Raw genomic sequence first — 22,016 nt, 5'->3', positions numbered from 1 at the left:
TTTCTATATCCTATGCGCTTCAAAATTTGAAATATAGGCAATACTCAAGGGGGAACCATTTTGTTTTTAAAACGTTTATGTTATAGTAAAAAATGGACGAAACCATGTTAGGAGAGAATATCCACTATGAAAAAGACAGTTTTATCTTTAACTTTAGCTGCGTCTGTATTAGCGCTTGGTGCTTGTAGCGGCGGAGATAGCAAAGCAATCGTTACTTCTAAAGTGGGCGATATTTCAGTAGCTGATTTTAATGAAAAGGCAAAAGCTTTAACAGGCTCATATGTAATGCAGCAAATGGTGACTGAAAAAGTTTTAGCTGACAAATATGAAGTAACAGATAAAGAAATCAAAGAAGCGTATGACACAACTGCATCACAATTTGGTGATGGCTTTACACAAGCGCTTGCTGAAAGTGGCTTAACAGAACAGGGCTTTAAAGATTCTTTACGTGTTCAACTTCTTCAAGAGAAAGCTTTGAAAGATCAAGCCATTAAAGAAGAAGATGTGAAAAAATACTACGAGCAAATGAAAACAGAATTAAATGGTCGTCATATTTTAGTAGCAGATGAAAAAACAGCAAAAGAAGTAATTGAAAAAATTAAGGGTGGCGCTAAGTTTGAGGACGTTGCAAAAGAGTACTCAACAGATACTGGCTCTGCTCAAAAAGGTGGAGAGCTTGGATGGTTCTCTGTAGGTTCAATGGTAGACGAATTTAACGATGCTGCTTATGCTCTTGAAGTAAATACATTAAGTGAGCCAGTAAAATCTAGCTTTGGTTACCATGTAATTGAAATTACGGACAAGCGTGATGTAAAAGGTGTTGGTTCATTTAAAGACGAAGAAGAAAACATTCGTTCAACTATGTTAAGTAAACTGAACCAAACTGGTGAAGCTCAAACGATTCTTAAAGATATCGTTGCTAAAATGGCTAAAGATGCCGATGTGAAAACATCTGATAAAGATTTAAAAGAACCGCTTAAATTCTTTACAACAACAAGTGAAGAACAAGCAAAAGCAGCTGAAGAAGCAGCTAAAAAAGCTGAAGAAAATGCGCCAAAAGAGGATTCTGAAGATAAAGCAGAAGATACTGACAAGGAATCTAAATAATTAGAGTCTAGTGTAACAAAAAGAGAAGCACCTGATACATCAGATGCTTCTCTTTTTTACTCTATTTTACTTTAAATTGGCTAATTTCAGTTTGCAGGTCATTTGACATTGTTTGAAGAACATTTGCAGCACTTGCTATTTCCTCATTAGAAGCACTTTGTTGCTCGATAGATAAAGCAATATGCTGTATGCCCGAAGATGTGCCATTCGCTATGCCAACGACTTCTTTTACAGCCTCATCTGTTTGACTTGCTTTCTCATTGACACGCAAGACAATATCCTTTACTTCCATTGTACGATGACTTATCTGTTGCAAATATACGACTATATTTTTAAAGGTATCGCCTGTCTGTTCAACTGATTCACGACCTTCCTCCACAAATTGCGTCCCACTATTAATAGCATAAACAGCACTGGAGGTTTGGTTTAAGATATCATCCACCAATGATCGAATATTATGTGCAGCCTTCCCAGATTCCTCTGCTAGCTTTCTTACTTCATCTGCTACTACTGCAAAGCCTTTTCCAGCCTCTCCTGCACGAGCTGCTTCAATAGATGCATTTAATGCAAGCAAGTTTGTTTGATCTGTAATACTTGTAATCAACGCTACAATCGTACTGATTTCCTTTGATTTTTCACCTAAAGCATTCACAACTGCGGTTGACTGATGAACAGATTCATTTATGGTATTCATTTTTTCAATCGTTTGTTCAATTAACTGTAATCCTAAATCAGCCTTTTGGTTTGTTTCATTTGCTATTGAGGCCATTTCCTGTACAGCAGAGGATGCATGATCCATATCTTTAGTAATTAAATGTTGTGATTCAGATAATAAATCCATTTGCCTTAGTTGTCCTTCTGCACTGGAGGCAATTTCCCCAATGGCACTAGAAATAGTTTCAACTGTTTGACTACTTTGCTCGGTAATCGTTGTAAATTCCTTTGTAAAGGTTGATACATCTGTCGATGCTTTATTCGCCTTTTCAATGACCGTCCCAATTTGTTCTAGCATATGATTAAATTCAGTTGATAATTGACCAATTTCATCTTTTAATCGATCGTCAATGCGAACAGTTAAATCGCCATCAGCAGCCTGGGTCATAGCATTTAACACACGCTTTACACGCCTTAAGACAATATACCTTGTACATAACGAAATAATTACCGTGCCAATAAATAACGAAATAAATGTATTAATGGCAACCCCAGCACTTCCATTCAAATGCACTACCTTCTCGAATTGACGACTAACAAATTCTGAAATATGGGAGCTAATAAATAAACTTATGCCGATAGCTAGTATCATTTTGAAAATTAAACTTTTCCAAAACTTAATTTTTCGTGAAAAAAGTCCCTCTGTATCCATTACTTTTCCCCATTCCTATAATTTCTCTCTCTATTCTAAATTAAATATTCCCATTGGTACAATAGTTAGGCACTACAATTGAATTTATGAATATTTAGACTCAGAGAAATTAATAACGAATAGCTAGACAGTAACGTCAGTTTAAGGGCTGATTGATACTGCTGTTTAAATAGTAGGCTTATAGAATGAACGATTATCAAGAGGGAAGAGTCTCTCTGTAAATTCCCCTGGTGTCGTTTTACCTAACGCCCTTGTTAACATATTCATCTTTGCATCAATGTTATCGATATAATGCAAAATTTCCGCTTCCTGAATCATAGGTTTTTTTGGGCTACCCCACTCTTCTTTCCCATGGTGAGACAATACCATATGTTGTAACAGCATGACTTCCTCACCTTCAATTTCAAGCTCACTAGCAATCTTAGCAATTTCATTTACCATAATCGTAATATGACCTAATAAATTGCCCTCCACTGTATACATTGTGGCAACTGGGCCTGATAACTCTACAACCTTGCCTACATCATGTAAAATAATCCCAGCATATAATAAGTCACGATTTAATGTTGGATATAGATCAGCAATGGCTTTACCTAGTTTGAGCATGGAGACCATATGATCTAATAAACCTGACGCATAGTCATGATGATTTTTAGTCGCTGCTGGAAAAACTAAAATAGCCTCTTGATGTTTTTTAATTGCTGCTCTTGTAATTCGTGAGATATTAGGGTTTTTAATGTCAAAGAAAAATTGCGTTAATTCTTCATATAGTTGTTCTTTTGGTGTTGCAGAGGAAGGCACTAAATCATGAATAGCAATTCCTTCCTCTGGCTTAGCAACACGGATAGATTTAATACGCAATTGATTCTTTCCTCTATAGTCATGAATCTCTCCGCCAACACGTACAATGGCTTCCGCATGGTACATCTTTTCATGATCCTCATTCGTGTCCCATAGCTTTGCCTCTATATCCCCACTCTTATCTTGTAATATTAGCGACATAAATGGCTTTCCAACGGTTGTAACCCCTTTTGTCGCTTGTTTTATTAATAAAAATTGATCAACTACTTCTCCAACTTGGAGCGTCGTAATCCCTTTCATGTTGACGCCACTCCCCTTTCATTTGCTAATGCTCCTATATCGACAATCTGCTCTTTCTTCCAATAGTTGAGCATTGTGTCATGACAAGTAAAATACAAAATTTGACGTTCATATCCTACTTCTTTCATTAATTGTACCATTTTGTCTGTGCGGTTTCGATCAAAATGGACAAAAGGATCGTCCATAATCATTGGAAATGGAGCAGCACTCACTAGGGTTTTTGCTAGAGCCATTCGCAATGCAATATAAGCTTGCTCTTTGGTAGCCTGTGACAACTCCACCATTTGATAACGTATTCCTGCAGCATCCTGTGCTACAAAGTAACCATCCTCATGAATCGAAAGTTTGTCATAGTTTCCTCCTGTTAGTAAACGGAATACAGCATTTACCTCTTCAAGGACATGAGGTAATTTTTCTTCACGAAGACGGAATAGGGTTTCATGAATAGCTGTCGCCACCGCTTTTCTAGTTGCCCACTGCTCAATTAACTGCTGCAATTCTGTTTTCTCCTGCTCAAACTGTTGAAGTAATTGACCATACTTTTCATCATTTAATAGCTGTTCTTTTTCCATAAGCAAAGCAGCACGTTGTTCCAAACATTGATCAATTTCTAGTTGCAATGATTGCTGCTCTTGTTCCAAAGCAAATATGCGTTCGCTAACAGAGTCCTCAATCAGATTTTCCTTCTGTTGAAGATCTAGTGAAGATAATTGAGCCTGGACGGTTTGCAATTCTGTCTCAATTTTTCTTCTCTGTTCAAATTGCTCATGCATTTCATAATAAGCCTGTTCATTTTGGATCTTTGCTTCTTTGAATAGCTCGTACATTTCAGCAGTATAACGATCCATTCTTGATTGTCCACCTTCTATTTTTATTTGGACGCTGGCTAGCTGATCTTTTGCATGCTGTGCTTGCTGCTGTTGCTGTTGTGCTTCAAGGTAGGCTGTTCGTAAATACATATAAATTTCATGTTCATCATAGGCTCCATCTAAAACCCGCTGAAGCTGCTCATAAATGCTGTTCTTTTCTACCTGCGTTTCTTGCAACAGACTTGAGGTACTGTTTCTTTTAGCTGCTAATTCTTGTACACCACGAATACGCATAAATAATTCGGGCATTAGCGATCTGGCTATCGTTCCTTGTAAGCGATAACGCTTTAAAAAATGCTGGAGTGTTTGAGTGGCTTCTTCACTCTCCACCTCCGTTAGTTGAATTTTATATTCAAGAGAAGTATATTGCTGCTCCTTCTCTTTCTGCTGTTCCTTGATGTGTAACAAGCGATCTTCATATCTTTGCTTCTTTATAAGAACTGCTTGTACTGTCAATTCCTCTTGCTCTAACTCCCGTAGGAGGATGCTGTGCTCTTTATTAGTAGGTTCATCTGCTTGCTTAACATATCGAATAAACAAAAAGGTTAGCAATGATAAAACTGCTCCAATTAGGATTACAATTATGTTTTTTTCAAATACACCATAAGCAAATGACATGAAGCCAATCAGTAGTACAAGCCAGATAAAGTCATGAGGCTTCTTCTGCTTACTTCGTTGCGATTTGGCAGCACGTAATTGCTCAAGCCTTCGCTTTTGTTGAGGCCATTGTGCTAAAATATGTTCTTCCTCACTTGTTAATGACTCATCCATTAGCTGTTGTTTCTGTTTGGCTATTGCATCTAATTCTAGGTGTACTTGCTCTAGTGAACGTAGATGAAATTTTAGCTCTTCCTCCGCCTCCTCTAATTTACTTAATTGAAGCTGAAATTGTTGCTCCTGTTGGAGTGAAACTGTTTCGTTCAAAAGATTTTCTTGTGCTTCTTTCTCTGTTACACCTAGTAAACGAAACTGTGCTTCAATTTCTTGTTCGAGCAAAAATAGATCATCCTGAAGATTTTGCTCTTTCACTATTAGCTGATGCCATGTTGCTTCCTTTTGCATAAGGTAAGCCATTTCATTAACCTTTTGCTCATCCACTGTAGCAAGTATTTTCTCCTGCAATGTTTGATGCTGCTCCTTTAATTGCATCAGTTGTTGGCTTTCATGTAACAGACGATCCTTTACTTGCTCATATCGTCTGATACCCTCTGAAGGAAACTGAACATGTTGAAAATTGGTCATTGTCTGTTGCAACGTCTGTTGCTGCTTGAGAAGAGGGAGTGCTTGCTTTTGAACAGTTAATTGCTGCCATTGTTGCTGTTGCCGTTTTTGCGTACCAAATAGCTGTTCCAACTTTTGCTCAAGTAATTGTAATTGCTGTAATTTATCCTCAAAGGTTTGAATCTTCCCCTGTTCCTGTTTAATCGTCCGCTCAAGTTGCTTTAATTGTTCAATTTTTTGATTAATCAATGGCACTTTACCTGTCTTTTTAAACAGCTCACTAGCCTCTTTATCCATTTTCTTTTCAAGGGTGGATAGATACTGAATACCTGTTGTACCAGAGGCAAGTAGCAAATGGGTTAGCTCCTCTTCAGACATTTTTTCAATACCTTGTAGTTCATGCAATGAAAAAGAAAAAATGGCTTCAAAGGATGCCCTAGAATAACCATATAAAAGCTTTACTAACAACGCCTCATGCCCCGTTGTTCCATCCTCTAGGTAGACAGTAACATCACCAGCAGCCTTTCCTTTCACACGTTCAACTGTACATTGCCCATAAACTGGGTGCAAAAGTGTCAGCTGACCTCCATATTTCGTTGAAATTTTCGGCTCATATTTGCGCTGTATCTGCTGCCTTGTTGGGAAACCAAAAAGCATTTGTAGTATAAACTGCTGAATCGTCGTTTTTCCTGCTTCATTTAATCCATAAAAAATAGTGACACCATCATTTAACGAAATGGAGATATTTTCATGCTTACCAAAGCCATATATTTGGATTTTCTGTATTGTCAGCATGTAATCACGCCCTTTGAATTTCTTCAGCTAATAATGTCTGTGCACGATTGGTTAAGTTCTCAATTTCCTTTTCACTAAGTGGCTCTATTAACCTCGCACCACCAGCATACTGGTACAAATCCTTTAGAATATCCTTCCATTCATTGCTGTCCCATTGCTCCATCAAGCTCACAACGGATTGAGTTGTTGCTGTATGCTCAAAAAATCTCGATGTCTTTTGCAACACCATTTTTTGTACCCAACACATTGGCTCAATACCTTCCTCTGCCTCTCGAATAGTCTCTAACCAAGCATCTACTGTTGCATGCTCAAATAAAGCTTCCGTTTGTTCGTCAATATGTTGCAAATGAAGCTCTACTACCGATGCGCCATATTTCTTCCTATTGGCTGTAATAGCTTCTGCACATCTCTTCAATAATTCATTGGCGTGTACCACATTCGTACAATCCACCTCAATGGTGCTATAAACAACAGCAGAGGTAGAGATAAAATCAAGCTCAGTCGATGTTTTGGATAGCGTCACATCATAAAAGCCTTTCATTCCTTGTTCTTTACGATGTCGACTTTGAATATTGCCTGGATAAACAATTGGAGGGTTTTGATGTAAAAGCTGTCGTTTATGAATATGGCCAAGCGCCCAATAATGATAGTTCTTTTCAAGTAGCTGTTGTTTTGTAAAAGGGGCATACACATCATGTGTTGTATTGCCTGCCTCACTGCCATGAAGCATACCAATATGAATGGCATGCTGATCATGTGCAATTGGATAGCTTTCAATAACGGATTCCTTTAAATGACGTTCAGGATAGCTAAAACCATAAATATTCACTTGTTGACCCCGTATTTTTAATTGAACTACACTCGTTTCAGCGGGTAATTCATAGACATTACTTGGTAAAGAAAAGCGTGTCCATGTGCCATTTAAATGATCATGATTTCCGTAGCTTACAATGACAGGAATATTGTGTTGAAAAAGCTTCTCCATTGCATCTTGAAATCTTCGTTGTGCTTGCAAGCTACGATTTTCACCATCATAAATATCCCCAACAATTAGTAAAAAATCAGGTTTTTCCTGAATCGCTTTAAGGATAATTTTATCAAACGCTTCAAAAGTGCTTGACCGTATTTTCTTTAAAATGGGTTCGGGGAGACCAAATAAGCCCTTAAATGGACTATCTAAATGTAAATCTGCCATATGGAAAAAACGAATTGCTGACATCCAATCACCTCAAATAGTAGATAATTCTCTCTTTAGTGCAAAACCAAAGTAATAATATGCTGATTAATCAAAACCGAATATTTGTTCTATTTTATCATAATTCATGTATGATGAAAAATGCTATTACGCAAAAAAACAACATTGCCTTACTTTTTCCACAATTTTCGTAATTTATCAATAAATTCACTAGTTTTACCGTGAAGTTTATAAATCTTCTATGTATAATAGAAATATATTCAAGTAAAAGGGTGGGGTCTGTATGGAGAATTATCGTTTTACAGCTTTTGAAAAAACAGGGGAAACATTGTTTGATGAAACTTGGACTTTTGAAAATGATGAGGCTGCTAAACTAAATGGACAACAACAAATTGAGGAAAAAGGTGTTGCCGATAAAACTCATCGTCTTGTAAACGCTTCTGGTAAATTAATTTTATTCCATGTTTAGTGGCTAATAAAAGGCACGTAGTCAATGGTTTGCTACGCGCCTTTTATTATTTTTATTTGCCTACAAAGACAGGCGTTCTTTTCTCTACAAATGCATGAATGCCCTCGACATGATCTGTTGTTTTACGCATTGCAGACTGGCCCTCAGCCTCTAATGCTAAGATATTTTCTAGCTGTGGTATATTTTGTGCATGTAAAATTTTTTTCGTTGTAATCATGGAAGAAATCGGGGATGCAAGCATTTTCCCCACCACCTGATCTGCCATTGCAAATACAGTGCCCTCTGGTGCAATATAATCAATTAACCCTGCATCTAATGCTTCTTTTGCTGTTAATACCTTTCCCTCCCATATCATTTGTTTCGCTTTAACAGTACCTACACGCTCCTTCATGAAGAAATGACCGCCCCCATCTGGAATCAGTCCAATTCCAATGAAATTCATAGCAAGTTTACTATTTTCACAGGCTACAATAATATCTGCCCCTAGTGTTAGACTAAATCCTAAACCTGCTGATGCACCATGAACCGCTGCAATCACAATCATTGGTAGCTGATAATATGCCTTCACGATACGTGTCAGATAAACCATTGCCTCATCAATATTCAGTGGTTTGCTTTCATCTAGCATTGCTTTTATATCACCACCCGCAGAAAAGACCTTTCCTTCCCCACGAATAACAAGCACCTGAATATCTTTTTCCTGTTGTAGTGCCTCGAAGCATTCTGCAAGTTCACGCATCATGACATCATCCATTGCATTCATCGCCTGTGGACGATTCAACGTTAACGTTGCACGACGCTCTAATTTTTCTAAAGTAATCGTTGAAAATTCCATTTCTATAACCCCCAAATATGAATAGTCATTCACTATGTATAATTCGTGTTTTTTTAGAAAACTCCTTCTCTCTGAGCAAAATTGCTCCTGTTATGCTATATTAAAGGACGAATATCGAGATAAGGTGGTAATGTATTTTGACAAAAAAAGACTATCGTGTATTACTTTATTATAAATATATTACGATTGAAGATCCTGAAGCGTTCGCAGAAGAACATTTAGCATTGTGTAAAGAGATAGGGCTTCTTGGACGTATTTTAGTAGGTTACGAAGGTATTAACGGAACTGTATCAGGTACTATTGAGCAAACAGATGCTTACATGAACCATATGAAGGCAGATGCTCGTTTTAGCGATATGATGTGGAAAATTGATGAGGCTGAAGGGCATACCTTTAGAAAAATGCATGTACGTCCTCGTCGAGAAATTGTTCACCTCGGTTTAGAACAAGATATCAATCCGTTAGAAATCACAGGTGATTATTTAACACCTAAAGAATTTATGGAACAGATGCAAGATGACAACACAGTAATCATCGATGCCCGTAATGACTATGAATATGATCTCGGTCATTTCCGAGGTGCTGTTCGACCAGATATCGAAAACTTCCGCGACCTACCTGCTTGGATGGAGGCACATAAAGGAGATTTTGCAGATAAAAAAATCTTAACTTATTGTACAGGTGGTATTCGCTGTGAAAAATTCTCTGGTTGGCTAAAACGCGAGGGCTTTGGTAAGAGCGTAGGTCAATTACACGGCGGTATTGCTACATATGCGAAAGATCCTGAAGTGAAAGGTCAATTATGGGATGGTCAAATGTTTGTTTTTGACCGTCGTCGAAGTGTACCGATTAATCAGGTGGAACATGTCATTGTTGGGAAGGATTATTTCACTGGTGAGCCTTCTGAACGATATACAAATTGTGCAAATCCAGCGTGTCATAAATTAATGCTTTGTGAAGAAAAACATGAGGCTTTTTACATGCGAAGCTGTTCAGATGATTGTCGCCGTGCCGAACGCAACTTTTTCGTGGAGGAAAACAATTGGACAAAGGAACAGGTTGAAGAACAAATTGCTAAGATTGCAGAGGTCCAACAATCAAATTGCTAATCTATTCCATAATTTAATCAAGGTGAGCATCGCTGTTGGATTTCTGCTCAAAACTTCAGCATAGTGATCCACTTCAGCATTATCAATCCATTTAAAAAGAGCATCGTTCATCAAGACGATGCTCTTCATTATGCACCTTATCCTTGTCCTAAATAGCGTCCTACCTGACGTCCACTAAATAAACAACCACCAACAAATGTCCCTTCTAAAGCGCGGTAACCATGGACGCCACCGCCACCGAAACCACTTACTTCACCCGCTGCATATAACCCAGGAATTGGCTGACCGTCCATGCCCAAAACAGCGCCATTTAAATTTGTTTGTAAGCCACCTAAAGTTTTCCTTGTTAGAATGTTTAAGCGAACAGCAATTAAAGGCCAATTTTTGGTATCTAAAATTTTATGTGGCTTGGCAACACGCACCCATTTATCCCCAATATAATTTCTTGCTCCATGAATAGCGTTTACTTGCAAATCCTTGGTAAACTTATTGTCCATTTCCCGATCTCTTGCCAAGATTTGCTCTTTAATCTTCATGAAATCAAGTAGCTCATTCCCAGCAAGTTTATTCATTCCATCTACAAGTTCCTTTAGATCATGTGCAATCACAAAATCCTCTCCGTGATTTTTAAAAGCTTGGATAGGAGCAGGTGGGCCTGGTAAAATGCGTTTTAGAACATCGCCAATGCTTTTGTTTGTTAAATCTGGGTTTTGCTCCGAGCCAGATAAAGCAAATTCTTTCTCAATAATTTTCTCCGTTAAAATAAACCAGGAATAGTCATAACCTGTTTTTTGAATCGCCTCTAGCGTACTAAGTGTATCAAACCCTGGAAAGTTGGGTGCATGAAAACGATTCCCCTCTGCGTCAAACCACAGGGAGGAGGGACCAGGCAATATCCGAATTCCATGGTTGGGCCATATTGGATCCCAATTTCTTAAACCCTCAGTGTAATGCCACATGCGATCACGGTTTACAATGCGACCCCCAGCATGTTCCGTAATCTCTAGCATTCTTCCGTCAACGTAAGCTGGTACACCACATACCATATTTTTTGGAGGGATTCCTAATCGAGCAGGCCAATTTTTTCTCACTAAATCAAAATTTGCCCCAATACCACCACTTGCCACAATCACAGCTTTCGCTTCGTAGGAAAATTCACCGATTCCTAATCTCGAACTTTTTTCACCTCGATTAATAAAGGTTTCAGCTAGCACCGTTCCGCTAACTCCTATAATCTTCCCTTCTTGCTGCACAAATTCATCCACACGATGCCTTGGCTTGAAGTCAATGAATCCTTCTCTCATAGCCTGTTTTACTTTATCTACAAATGGTTTTACAATGCCAGGGCCTGTTCCCCAGACAATATGAAATCTAGGTACTGAATTGCCATGCCCTCCTGCCAACGAACCTCCCCGCTCTGCCCATCCAACAACAGGGAAAAACTTTATACCTTTTGACTTTAACCAGTCGTATTTTTCACCTGCAGCAAAATCGACATATGCTCTTGCCCATTTATATGCCCAAGAATCCTCATCTTCTAAACGATCAAAGCCTGCAGTTCCTTGCCAATCCTGCCAAGCAAGCTCCTTACTATCTTTAATTCCAAGCCTTCGTTGCTCTGGAGAATTTACTAAAAATATTCCTCCAAAAGACCAATAAGCCTGTCCTCCGATTGAATTTTCAGGCTCTTGATCTACTAAAAGCACTTTTTTCTTTGCATCTATTAATTCACAAGCTGCGACTAATCCTGCAAGACCAGCACCGACTATTGCAACATCGTACTTCATTCTTACACCCCCAAATCAATCATCCTTAACTAACATTCTTCTCTCACAGTCTGTTTACCTTCTACTTTTTATATTTTTGTCTAAAATGTGACAAACAAAAACGTTCGCTTTCTTAGAACAAATCCGTGGATAATTAGCATAAACCCTCTATTTTATTCCATTTAATTCCCATATAATTTTTCATGCTAAAACTACACAGAAACCTGATACTATCGGACTTTTCAAATATCGTTAGCGCTTTCATTGTACTCCCCAAAAAAACGAACTATATAACGAGAATATATACAAAATATTCGTTTTTAGTTAATTTTCAGAGTTTTGAAGTCAACGTTTTTAAAGTTTTTAAGAAATATCGTTGACAAAGGTGAACAATAGGGATTATGATGTTAACAAATTTAATCACAAAAAATATAACGACGGAGACACACTAGTCGCAAGAAAATCCAAAGAGAGCTGATGGTTGGTGCAAATCAGTGATTTCTACGATAATAGTTCCACTCCTGAATAGATAGGCTGAACAACTTAAAAGTAAGCTTATCCGTCTCATGCACGTTACGCATATAGCTAAGACTGCCAGAATAAATTTTCCAGCAGTGATTAAGGGTGGTACCGCGAACCAAAGTTTATACAGCCTTTCGCCCCTTACAACACACTAACTGTGTTTGTAAGGCGTGGAAGGCTTTTTATATTGTCTTCGATTTAGAAAGGAGATTGTTTGTATGCTGTAAGATGTTCGAATTTTACAAATTTCAGACTATCGTAAATAAAGCCATAGCCAATAATGATAAAAAAGGAGCTAATTATAATGACTACTGCAACAAAAACAAGAACTATTAACGTATTTATCGCTGATCCACTAAGTGAGGATGGTATTTTCCCATTACGCCAGGAACAAGATTTAGATTTAAACATTATTGTAGACACAGGTTTAGCACCAGAAGAATTAATCGCTAAAATTGCTGATGTAGATGTATTACTTGTTCGTTCTCAAACAACGGTAACACGTGAAGTAATTGAAGCAGCTAAAAGCCTAAAATTAATTGGTCGTGCTGGTGTTGGTGTCGATAATATTGACCTTGCTGCTGCTACAGAACACGGCATTATCGTGGTAAACGCACCAGATGGTAATACTAACTCAGCTGCCGAACATACAATTGCGATGATGACTTCACTTGCCCGTCATATTCCACAAGCTTTTAATACATTAAAAAATGGCAAATGGGATCGCAAATCTTATGTTGGCGTGGAGCTAAAAAATAAAACTTTAGGTGTTGTAGGTTTTGGTCGAATTGGTGTTGAAGTAGCTTATCGTGCTAAGGGTCAACGTATGAGTGTTATGGCATATGATCCTTTCCTAACAGATGAACGTGCCAAAGAATTAGGTGTAACAAAAGCAACGGTTGAAGAAATTTGTGTAGCTGCTGATTTCATTACAGTTCATACACCACTTCTACCTGAAACTCGCAACCTAATTAATAAAGATAAATTTGCGATGATGAAAGATGGCGTACGTATTATAAACTGTGCACGTGGCGGTATCATCAATGAAGACGATTTATATGATGCAATCGTAGCAGGAAAAGTGGCTGGAGCTGCTCTTGACGTATTTGTTTCGGAACCAGCAACAGATCATAAGCTGCTGACTTTACCACAAGTTATCGCAACGCCTCACTTAGGAGCATCTACAATCGAGGCACAAGAATCTGTAGCGGTTGACGTGTCAAATGACATCATTAAATTTTACAAAACAGGGACTGTAACAAATCCAGTAAACATGCCATCTATACCTAAAGAGCTTCTTGCACAAGTTGAGCCTTTCTTTGAATTAGCTGAAAAACTTGGTTCATTCCTATCACAAGTGACAACAGAGCCAGTCAAAGAAATCAACCTATCTTATGCTGGAGAAGTAGCAAACTATGATGTTCGTCCATTAACTTCAAATGCGTTAAAAGGTTTACTGTCTAAAAATCATGGTAATCATGTCAATGATGTGAATGCTCGTTACTTATCTGAACGTATTGGTATGAAAATTAATGAGCACAAAACAACAACAGCAAAAGGCTTTACTAGCTTAATTACGATTGAAATTATTACTGCTAACGAAACACATACTGTAGCGGGTACACTATTAAACGGTTTAGGTGCACGTATTGTAAAAGTAGAGGACTATGTTGTAGATGTCATTCCACAAGGCCACCTTCTTTACATTAAAAACACTGACAAACCAGGTGCAATTGGCCGTGTAGCAACAAAGCTTGCAGAAAAAGAAATCAATATTGCAACAATGCAGGTTGGTCGTGCACAGGTTGGTGGTACAGCGGTTATGATGTTAACGGTTGATAATGTTGTAACAGAAGAAGATTTAGTTTTTGTGGCACAGCTTGAAAACATTGATGAGGTAAAAGCCATTAACCTATAATTAATAATAGCAAGAAGCAGGGAGTCTCTACTCTCTGCTTTTTATTTTGGGAAAATGATACTTTTCTATGAGTTCTTCGTCCTTATAGAAAAGGAGGTGCACAGCTTGAACATTGAAGAAATATTTTACTTACATAATCACACCATTTTTAAATACTTATATTACTTACTAAATGACGAAAAATTAGCAGAGGATTTTACACAGGAAACCTTTGTCCGCTATTTGAACCATCATCAAACAATAAAAGAAGGAGCTGATCTTGCTTGGTTACGGTGTACTGCGCGTAACCTTGCCTATGATCATTATCGTCGAAAAAGGATCATTCAGTTTGTTCCTTTTTTACAACAGCATGAAGAACAAGTATCACCTTCTCCTCATCAATGGCTGATGCAACAAGAAGATGCCAAGATACTATATCTTGCCATTCGGAAACTAAAAATTACCTATCGCGATGTGATTATTCTGCGCAAAATAGAGGGACTGTCCATCGAAGAAACCTCCAATATCCTTGGTTGGAATGAGGGGAAAGTAAAAAACACATTAAAACGAGCACTCGTCGCATTAAAAAAACAGCTAGGAGGTGAAATGGATGAAGAATGATAAGAAGACATGGCAACACTTAGATGATTTAACATTATCTAATCAGCAGGAGAAAAAAATATTACGCAATATGACAGAGCCTTCAGTAATTAATAAACAACAATCAAAAAATAAATGGAAAATCCCATCTGTAACATTACTATTTATAGTAGTTCTTTCTTTATTAATTTTATCTTTTGTTCAACGTCCGATTGATTCTCCTACGACAATGGATTCCTCCAAAGCAATCCAACGAGTCTACTTAAAGGAGAATCTGAACAAGGAAACCTTTATAGCAAAGGACTCTTGCCTTTATGTTCCTCAGCAATGCTATGCTCATACAAAGGCTATCACACAGCTACAACAGAATTGGGACAACGCTTCTCCTATAACAATATCCGCTAGTCAATGGAAAAGTGGTACTAGCTATGATATTTTGATTCTCTATAATGACCGTACACAAGAGAAATGGAAGGTACTCAATAACAAGATTTTCTTCAATGTTGAAACCCAGCAAGCCTTTCTGATTGAAGAATCAATTGACTCTTTACGCTATTTTTATGATGAGAAGCGGTCGACGAAACTGATTTTAGGGAACTTTTTCATCCTACTTATGCATTTCATCCTATGGATTGCTAAAAAAAGAATGCCTTATACAGAACGTCGCTTTTTCGCTGCGACAGTAGAGCATGCTATTGCCAATGCCATTATGCTCGTGTTGTTTGGAGGTATTTCATTTGGTATCTATCTTGTCCACCATACTATTCATGCAACAATTATTTATGGCCTTTTCTCACTCTACTCCTTTATGCAAATCTATTATCGTAAAAAGGCTGGCGAACCACAGGGTTACTTAATTGCTAGCGCTCTTGTTCAGCTTTGTATAGGGATAGCTTTTACATGTTTATACCTTGGACTGAATGTCTATTTTTAATAAAAAAATGTACTGTCTCCACGAAGGATCAGTACATTTTTTATACTATAGCTTATTTACAAGCTCCAACAACGCTGTCAAAGAGTCCACCTCATAGGTAGGTGTCACAGCCCCGTTGGCGATATTGCTTTCACGATTAATCCATACATTACGCATTCCCACACGAGATGATCCTAAAATATCAGTATTAAGATTGTCGCCAACCATAATTGCCTCGTCGGCTATAATACCTGCTTTTTCCATCACATACTCAAAAATAGATGCGTCGGGCTTCCCTTTACCAAAGTCACCTGAAATAATAATATGATCAAAATATGGGGCAATTTCTGGTGTGATTTCTAGCTTTAAATTTTGCAAACTTGGTGCGCCATTTGTAAGCAATACAAGCTGATATTTTCCTTTTAATTCATCTAACACTGCAAAAGTATCTTCGTATAAAAATGGCGCTACTTTACGCTCGGCTACAAAGCGCTCTCCTAGCTCCGCTCCAAATGCTGTATCTTCAATACCAAGAGCAGCTAACCCTTTTGTCCAAGCCGCTGCACGATAGCTAGGCACAATTCCCTTCATTTTCTGGAAGGAATCCGTCGAGTCGTCAAACGTTCCCCAAAGTCCTTCAAAGGGATTGATACCAATTAATACCGTATAATCATATATTTCATAACTCTCATATAAAGCACGTGCCTCTCGGCGAACAGCTTCCTCTAGCTCAGTAGGATTCACATTATGTACTGTTGCTGCATAGTCACATGTTTTTTCAAATGCAGTTTTGACTGATTTCTTATCCCATAGCAGTGTATCATCTAAATCAAAAATAATTGTATTTATCGACATTTTTGTCCGCTCCTAGCTCCCGATTAATACTACTATTTTAGCATATTTTCAAAATAGTTAGGATAACAAATTATGTACAATTCCTTTATCTAAAAACAAGCTGTGCGTCAAATCTTCACAGCTTGTCATACATTAATTATGTTTATTACGCAAACGGTTCATTAAACTTTGAATGTCAGCTCTTTTTTGCTGTGTTTCTTCTTGTAAAATTTCAATATAGTAAATGCCATCTTTTTCTTCTATCTGAACACGATCACCTACTTGCACAGGCTTGTTCATAGCTGACTGAGAAATAATGAGTTGTTCCTCTTCTGCTGGAAACTTTAAGAAAACCGCATAGCCATTTTCAATACGGTCCAATGTGTATTTACTCAAGCTCACTTACAAGTTCCCCTTTCTCATTCCGTAATTGCGCAGCATCTCCAGCATTTAACCAAATTTGTTTAGTTGTCCATTTCAAATAATTTTGCCCTTCCCGTGCATTGGTTCCACTAGTAATATAAATCGTTTTCCCTGGCTGTAAAGAAAGATTAGGGAAGTTATAAACTTGATGCCCTTCAATTGAAATAAGCTGCCAATCTTTTAAAGATACTGCGTGTTGTCCACTATTTTTAATTCCTACAATTTCAGTAACAAGATCCTTGCTAACGATTTCAATAGCTGTTGTCGGTTCTTCTCCTTTAGATGGTATATTACCAGTTTCTTCACTAGAAGTTTCCTTACCGTTCACCGTATAGTTTACCCCATCTGTAGACACCGTAATCGTTCCTAAATCCGCGGTGGCATATATTTTACTACCAATAGCCTGCAAACGGTCCACAATTTCTGCATGTGGATGTCCATACTTATTATCCTCTCCATAACTTAATATCGTGACCTCTGGTTTTACAGCCTGAATGAACTCCTCTGAGCTACTTGTGTTAGAGCCATGATGTCCAGCTTTTAAAACTGTTGCTTTCACATCATACTGCAACATTTCCTTTTCTAATGCCACTCCCGCATCTCCTGTCAATAAAAAAGAGACATTCCCATAAGTCATTTTTAAGACAATCGAGGCATCGTTATTGTCTGTAGCCTGATCATTGGCATTTAAAACTTTCACATTTACATCCTTATCAAATTCGATATCATCGCCGATTTTTGGCACATGATAAGGAATATTTTTTTCATCGATACGTGTCAGCATCTCTTCAAAGGTTTGCGATGTATGTACTTTTCCCGAATCATAAAATTGCTCAATCGTCATGTTATCTAATACAGGAATAAGCCCTCCAATATGATCAGCATCTGGGTGTGTTGCTACTACAATATCAAGCTTATTTATCCCAAGTTCTTTTAAATAAGAGACAATCTGTTGCCCTGCGCCCTTCACTCCCCCATCTATAAGCATCGTTTTACCACTTGGTGATTCGATCAGTATAGAATCCCCTTGTCCTACATCAATAAAATGAACCTGCATTTCATGACCAGCTGTTACAGGAATTTTCTCTGTCTTGACTGCCTCGGTACAGCCGGCTAATAAAAAAAGACAAAGGAGTAATACCTTTATTATTTTTTTCATCTACTAACTTCCTTTCTATTTTCCTATTATACAAAAAGAGAGCTAGCCATGGGCTGCTCTCCTTTTACTTTAAACAAATATCCACCATAAAATCATCGTAATAATAATCGTCACAAGACCCTGTAACAACGTGGCCACCGTTTGGGCTTTATAGGCTTGTGTTACTTCCATACCACTATACTGCGTAATCACCCAAAAGAAGCTATCATTCACATGGCTAACAGTCATTGCTCCTGCACCTATTGCCATCACCACTAATGCTAATGGTACCGCTCCATCAATTCCCAATGTCACAAGCATTGGGGCTACTAAAGTAGATGTAATCACAAGAGCTGTTGTAGAAGAACCTTGAGCCGTTTTCAACGCTGCTGCTACTATAAACGGCACAAGAAGGAATAATGTACCTGAGGCAAACATACCTAAATCCATTTCTTGAAGCATTTCTCCAACACCAGCATTTTTTATAACAGTTCCAAACGAACCACCAGCCCCTGTTATAAGTAAAATTGGTGCTGCTTCTTTTAGACTTTCGCCAATCCAACCTGTTAATGTCGTTTCATTGATTTCAGGTAATAATAAAAAGGCTGCTGCTACACCTAAAAATAGTGCCACAGTTGGAGAACCTAAGAATTTAAAGATGGTATTGAAAGTCGCTTCCGTATCACCAACTAATGCTGCTATAGAACCCAAACCAATTAACACAATCGGCAGAACGATTGGTAAAAATGCTTTAAATGTTGAGGGCATTTTACCAAAGGATTTAATGACTTCCTCATAATCTAATGCCTCTACCTCATCTTCAGGAACGCGAATTTTTGTCGCAACTTTTACTGACCATAGATAACCTACGAATGTCGCTGGTATCGCGACTAATAAACCAATGACAATGACTGTTCCTAAATAATCTGCTGCGCCAATATTTCCTGCTGCTGCAATAGGTCCTGGAGTTGGTGGTACTAATACATGCGTCGCAAATAAGCCAGTTGCTAAAGCTACTGCCATAGATGCAATCGTAACATTGGCTCGCTTTGCTAATGATTTTTGCAAGCTGGATAAAATAATAAAGCCAGAATCACAAAATACTGGTATGGATACGATATAGCCAATTAAAGACATCGCTAATTGTGGACGTTTAGGTCCTACAATTCTTAACACTACTTCTGCCATTCGATAAGCAGCACCTGATTTTTCTAATATTAAGCCTATAATAGTACCAGCAATAATGACTAAACCAATACTTGTCATTAAGCCTCCAAATCCAGTATTAATGCTTTCCACTACTGTCAACAATGGCATACCTGAAGCAATTCCAACGAAGAAAGCACTGATTAATAAAGCTAAAAACGGATGAAGCTTTAACTTAGCTGTTCCTAAGACAACAAATAATACCCCTATTAATATAATAATGAACAACATCTAGACATCCCCCTTTTGTAAGTAACGCTCTATCATTCTTTTAGTTTTTAACCGAATAAAGTGTGCAGGTTCTTGCATTGCCTGCTGCACATCAATCTCCTCATCTACCAATGACTCAACAACTGTAAAATACGCTTGTAATGCTGCATTTGCCTTGGTATCAATTCCTCCTGACAGCAGCATCGCCTCTACATTCGCTTGCTTTGCAGCCTTTGCTACACCTAATGGTGCCTTACCATGTAATGTTTGAAAATCTGATTTTCCTTCACCCGTTATCACTAACTGTGCTTCTGCTAAATGAGCCTGAAGCTGTACAGCGTCCAGCACAAGGTCAATTCCTGCATGGAAGGTTCCTTTTAAAAAGGCGATTAATGCGCCCCCCATTCCCCCAGCGGCTCCAGCACCTTTATAGTCATGTAATCGTATAGCAAATTTAGCTTCAACAATATCTGCAAAATGCTTTAAACAACGATCAAATTCAGCGACCTGGTGTTTTTGAACACCCTTTTGTGGACCAAAGATGGCAGTGGCTCCTCGTTCACCAATAAGCGGATTATCCACATCACAGGCAATCGTAAATGTTGCTTCTGCTAATCTAGTATCTAGTAGACTCATATCTATGACATCTAATTGCATAAGGTTAGAAACACCAGCCTTAAGTTCCACCCCTTCTGCTGATAATAACCGCACTCCTAATGCTTGTAACATACCAGTACCCGCATCATTTGTAGCACTCCCACCAATGCCAATAATAAATTTTCTAAAACCTTGATCAAGTGCGGCTTTAATTAATTGTCCTGTGCCATAAGATGTAGCAAGTTCAGGATTTTTCTCATTTTCTTGTAACAGCATAATACCAGATGCTTGAGCCATCTCTATTACACAGGTTACTTGATCGCCCAGTACACCATATTGAGCCTGGATAGCTCTTCCCAATGGATCAAGCACAGTTGCTGAGCAATATCGACCATCTGTAGAGGCAATAAGTGAGTGCAGTGTACCTTCACCACCATCTGCCACTGGTAGTATAATTGTTTCAATTGAATGATCCACATCTAGGATTCCTTTTTGCATTGCCTTTGCTACTTCAACTGCTGACAGAGTACCCTTGTAGGAATCTGGACTAATGATAACTTTCATGTTATACCTCCACTTATGTCGTCCATTGACATTTACGTAAATTTTCATATCCCTAAGTTAAGCGCTTACAATTTATTATAATGACAATAAATTCAGAAAACATTATAATAAGTGTACAATTTATCTGTCATATAACAGGCTGTTTTTTATGCGAGGTGTATAAACATGTTGACAAAAAAGTTAGCAGAAGACATCGTCCATCAAACGATGCTGCGCTTGCGTCACAATATTAATGTTATCAGCCCAAGTGGGGTCATTTTAGCTTCTGGAGATAAAATGAGGGTGGAAAATATTCATGAAGGTGCACTATATGTAGCACAGACAAAAGAGACTCTAATTATAAATGAGGAAAATATAGCACTTTATCCAAACACAAAACCAGGCATCAATATGCCAATTATGTATCAAGATGAGGTTGTAGGTGTTATAGGTATTACAGGAGATTCAGACGATATGCTTGAAATTGCTAATCTCGTTCAACTCACAACAGAGATTATGGCCCATCAAGCGATTGTTGAATCTAAAAGCGAATGACAACGAAAGAATAACGATTACATATTTGAAGCACTCGTTCATGGAAGTAAGCTAGACGGAGCCTTAAATGAACGGATTCAGAAATTACCATTTGCTCTTTCGGGCCCTTTTCAGGTGATTTTAGTGAGCTTAAATGAAGCATCCTACGCAGAAAATACAATACCCTTCTTTTTTGAGGATCTATTTTACAAACAGCCTGTTCTTGCTGGTCATAGCCAATTACAGGAATACTATATCCTACTAACAAATTGCGGGGAGCAAAATTGCCGTCCTATTATAAAAGCACTGCGTAAGCAGAAGCAGAAACTTCCCTCCCTTCAAATTGGTGTAGGGCCTGTGGTTCAGCATTTATCTCAGCTTCCCTATAGCTACCAAGGTGCCAGAACAGCTCTAAAATTTGCTACAATCCATAATGAATTGACTTTTTTTGAAGATGTCGAGTTATTTTCCCTTTTTAAACCTCGTGAATCGGAGGAGGTTCAAGCATTTTACCATCGTATACTCAAAAATTTAGACGCTAAACAATTGGAAACATTACAATCGTTTTTTGACTGTAATTTACAGCTAAAGCATTGTGCTCAGCAATTGAATATTCATCGACATACACTTACTTATCGTTTAAATAAAATAAGGGAATTAACAGGCTATGATCCGCAATACTTTGAGGATGCTGTTCTGCTAAAAATGGCCTGTACCTTGCGAACACTACAAACAATGAAGGCAATCTGAACAGATCAGATTGCCT

The 22,016-nt window shown here is 38.0% G+C and carries 20 protein-coding genes and 1 other annotated feature; of the genes, 8 read left to right on the top strand and 12 right to left on the bottom strand.

Annotated features, from left to right (window positions below; translation table 11 throughout):
* Nucleotides 1–126: 126 nt before the first annotated feature.
* Nucleotides 127–1,107, top strand: a complete 981-nt coding sequence (locus QH639_RS03565) for a peptidylprolyl isomerase (protein WP_131521103.1) — start codon at nucleotides 127–129, stop codon at nucleotides 1,105–1,107.
* A 61-nt stretch (nucleotides 1,108–1,168) separates the two neighbouring features.
* Here the strand turns inward: QH639_RS03565 and QH639_RS03560 are convergent, their stop codons facing one another.
* From QH639_RS03560 to QH639_RS03545, 4 genes are all read right to left on the bottom strand, one after another.
* Nucleotides 1,169–2,473, bottom strand: a complete 1,305-nt coding sequence (locus tag QH639_RS03560; protein ID WP_237898685.1) for a methyl-accepting chemotaxis protein — start codon at nucleotides 2,471–2,473, stop codon at nucleotides 1,169–1,171.
* A 165-nt stretch (nucleotides 2,474–2,638) separates the two neighbouring features.
* On the bottom strand, nucleotides 2,639–3,574 hold the full coding sequence (gene yhaM / locus QH639_RS03555; RefSeq protein WP_048391758.1) for a 3'-5' exoribonuclease YhaM: 936 nt from the start codon (nucleotides 3,572–3,574) through the stop codon (nucleotides 2,639–2,641).
* Nucleotides 3,571–6,459, bottom strand: a complete 2,889-nt coding sequence (locus QH639_RS03550) for an ATP-binding protein (RefSeq protein WP_281115662.1) — start codon at nucleotides 6,457–6,459, stop codon at nucleotides 3,571–3,573. The genes yhaM and QH639_RS03550 overlap by 4 nt, the downstream gene beginning before the upstream one ends.
* 4 nt (nucleotides 6,460–6,463) lie before the next feature.
* Nucleotides 6,464–7,678 (bottom strand): metallophosphoesterase family protein, encoded by a 1,215-nt coding sequence (locus QH639_RS03545; RefSeq protein WP_131521100.1) that lies wholly within the window; start codon nucleotides 7,676–7,678, stop codon nucleotides 6,464–6,466.
* A gap of 259 nt (nucleotides 7,679–7,937) precedes the next feature.
* On the opposite strand from QH639_RS03545, the gene QH639_RS03540 reads away from it, so the two are divergent.
* Nucleotides 7,938–8,123, top strand: coding sequence for a YhzD family protein (locus QH639_RS03540; RefSeq protein ID WP_036075853.1), 186 nt, complete (start codon nucleotides 7,938–7,940; stop codon nucleotides 8,121–8,123).
* Nucleotides 8,124–8,175: 52 nt separating this feature from the next.
* Here the strand turns inward: QH639_RS03540 and QH639_RS03535 are convergent, their stop codons facing one another.
* Entirely contained in the window at nucleotides 8,176–8,958 is a 783-nt protein-coding gene (locus tag QH639_RS03535; protein WP_131521099.1) for an enoyl-CoA hydratase, read from the bottom strand.
* Nucleotides 8,959–9,095: 137 nt separating this feature from the next.
* On the opposite strand from QH639_RS03535, the gene trhO reads away from it, so the two are divergent.
* Nucleotides 9,096–10,067 carry an oxygen-dependent tRNA uridine(34) hydroxylase TrhO gene (gene trhO, locus QH639_RS03530; RefSeq protein WP_237898689.1) on the top strand — a complete coding sequence of 324 codons (972 nt, stop codon included), beginning with the start codon at nucleotides 9,096–9,098 and terminating at the stop codon, nucleotides 10,065–10,067.
* Here trhO and QH639_RS03525 read toward each other — a convergent pair.
* Together QH639_RS03525 and QH639_RS03520 are read right to left on the bottom strand one after the other, a co-directional pair.
* Nucleotides 10,056–10,196 (bottom strand): hypothetical protein, encoded by a 141-nt coding sequence (locus QH639_RS03525; RefSeq protein ID WP_193767373.1) that lies wholly within the window; start codon nucleotides 10,194–10,196, stop codon nucleotides 10,056–10,058. The genes trhO and QH639_RS03525 overlap by 12 nt on opposite strands.
* Before the next feature lie 8 nt (nucleotides 10,197–10,204).
* Nucleotides 10,205–11,854: an FAD-binding dehydrogenase gene (locus QH639_RS03520; RefSeq protein ID WP_131521097.1), complete on the bottom strand. Its 1,650-nt coding sequence runs from the start codon at nucleotides 11,852–11,854 to the stop codon at nucleotides 10,205–10,207.
* 404 nt (nucleotides 11,855–12,258) lie between these two features.
* Nucleotides 12,259–12,500 (top strand) — a binding site (T-box leader).
* Nucleotides 12,501–12,659: 159 nt separating this feature from the next.
* On the opposite strand from QH639_RS03520, the gene serA reads away from it, so the two are divergent.
* The 3 genes from serA to QH639_RS03505 all read left to right on the top strand — a co-directional run bounded on the left by serA (nucleotide 12,660) and on the right by QH639_RS03505 (nucleotide 15,786).
* Complete coding sequence (serA, locus tag QH639_RS03515; protein WP_131521096.1) at nucleotides 12,660–14,273, top strand: phosphoglycerate dehydrogenase; 1,614 nt, start codon at nucleotides 12,660–12,662, stop codon at nucleotides 14,271–14,273.
* A gap of 105 nt (nucleotides 14,274–14,378) precedes the next feature.
* Complete coding sequence (locus QH639_RS03510) at nucleotides 14,379–14,873, top strand: RNA polymerase sigma factor (protein ID WP_281115661.1); 495 nt, start codon at nucleotides 14,379–14,381, stop codon at nucleotides 14,871–14,873.
* Nucleotides 14,863–15,786 carry a hypothetical protein gene (locus QH639_RS03505; RefSeq protein ID WP_131521094.1) on the top strand — a complete coding sequence of 308 codons (924 nt, stop codon included), beginning with the start codon at nucleotides 14,863–14,865 and terminating at the stop codon, nucleotides 15,784–15,786. Before QH639_RS03510 ends, QH639_RS03505 begins: the two co-directional genes overlap by 11 nt.
* Before the next feature lie 45 nt (nucleotides 15,787–15,831).
* Here QH639_RS03505 and QH639_RS03500 read toward each other — a convergent pair whose 3' ends face one another.
* The 5 genes from QH639_RS03500 to QH639_RS03480 form a co-directional block, all read right to left on the bottom strand.
* Nucleotides 15,832–16,620, bottom strand: coding sequence for an HAD family hydrolase (locus tag QH639_RS03500; protein ID WP_281115660.1), 789 nt, complete (start codon nucleotides 16,618–16,620; stop codon nucleotides 15,832–15,834).
* A gap of 132 nt (nucleotides 16,621–16,752) precedes the next feature.
* Nucleotides 16,753–17,001, bottom strand: coding sequence for a DUF3006 domain-containing protein (locus QH639_RS03495; protein ID WP_131521092.1), 249 nt, complete (start codon nucleotides 16,999–17,001; stop codon nucleotides 16,753–16,755).
* On the bottom strand, nucleotides 16,988–18,181 hold the full coding sequence (locus QH639_RS03490; RefSeq protein WP_281115659.1) for an MBL fold metallo-hydrolase: 1,194 nt from the start codon (nucleotides 18,179–18,181) through the stop codon (nucleotides 16,988–16,990). The genes QH639_RS03495 and QH639_RS03490 overlap by 14 nt, the downstream gene beginning before the upstream one ends.
* A gap of 69 nt (nucleotides 18,182–18,250) precedes the next feature.
* A complete protein-coding gene (locus tag QH639_RS03485; protein ID WP_048391781.1) occupies nucleotides 18,251–19,597 on the bottom strand; it encodes a GntP family permease in 1,347 nt (448 codons plus the stop codon).
* Entirely contained in the window at nucleotides 19,598–20,737 is a 1,140-nt protein-coding gene (locus QH639_RS03480; protein ID WP_281115658.1) for a glycerate kinase, read from the bottom strand.
* Nucleotides 20,738–20,902: 165 nt separating this feature from the next.
* Here QH639_RS03480 and QH639_RS03475 point away from each other — a divergent pair, with 165 nt between their 5' ends.
* Entirely contained in the window at nucleotides 20,903–21,271 is a 369-nt protein-coding gene (locus tag QH639_RS03475) for a sugar diacid recognition domain-containing protein (protein WP_281115657.1), read from the top strand.
* Nucleotides 21,272–21,292: 21 nt separating this feature from the next.
* Nucleotides 21,293–22,000 (top strand): PucR family transcriptional regulator, encoded by a 708-nt coding sequence (locus QH639_RS03470; protein ID WP_281116179.1) that lies wholly within the window; start codon nucleotides 21,293–21,295, stop codon nucleotides 21,998–22,000.
* Nucleotides 22,001–22,016 lie beyond the last annotated feature (16 nt).

Source organism: Lysinibacillus sp. 1 U-2021 (assembly GCF_029916965.1).
In the GTDB taxonomy this organism is placed as follows: Bacteria; Bacillota; Bacilli; order Bacillales_A; family Planococcaceae; genus Lysinibacillus; species Lysinibacillus capsici.
The sequence above is the reverse complement of the archived record's forward strand: the minus strand, read 5'-3'. Positions and strand labels throughout refer to the sequence as shown.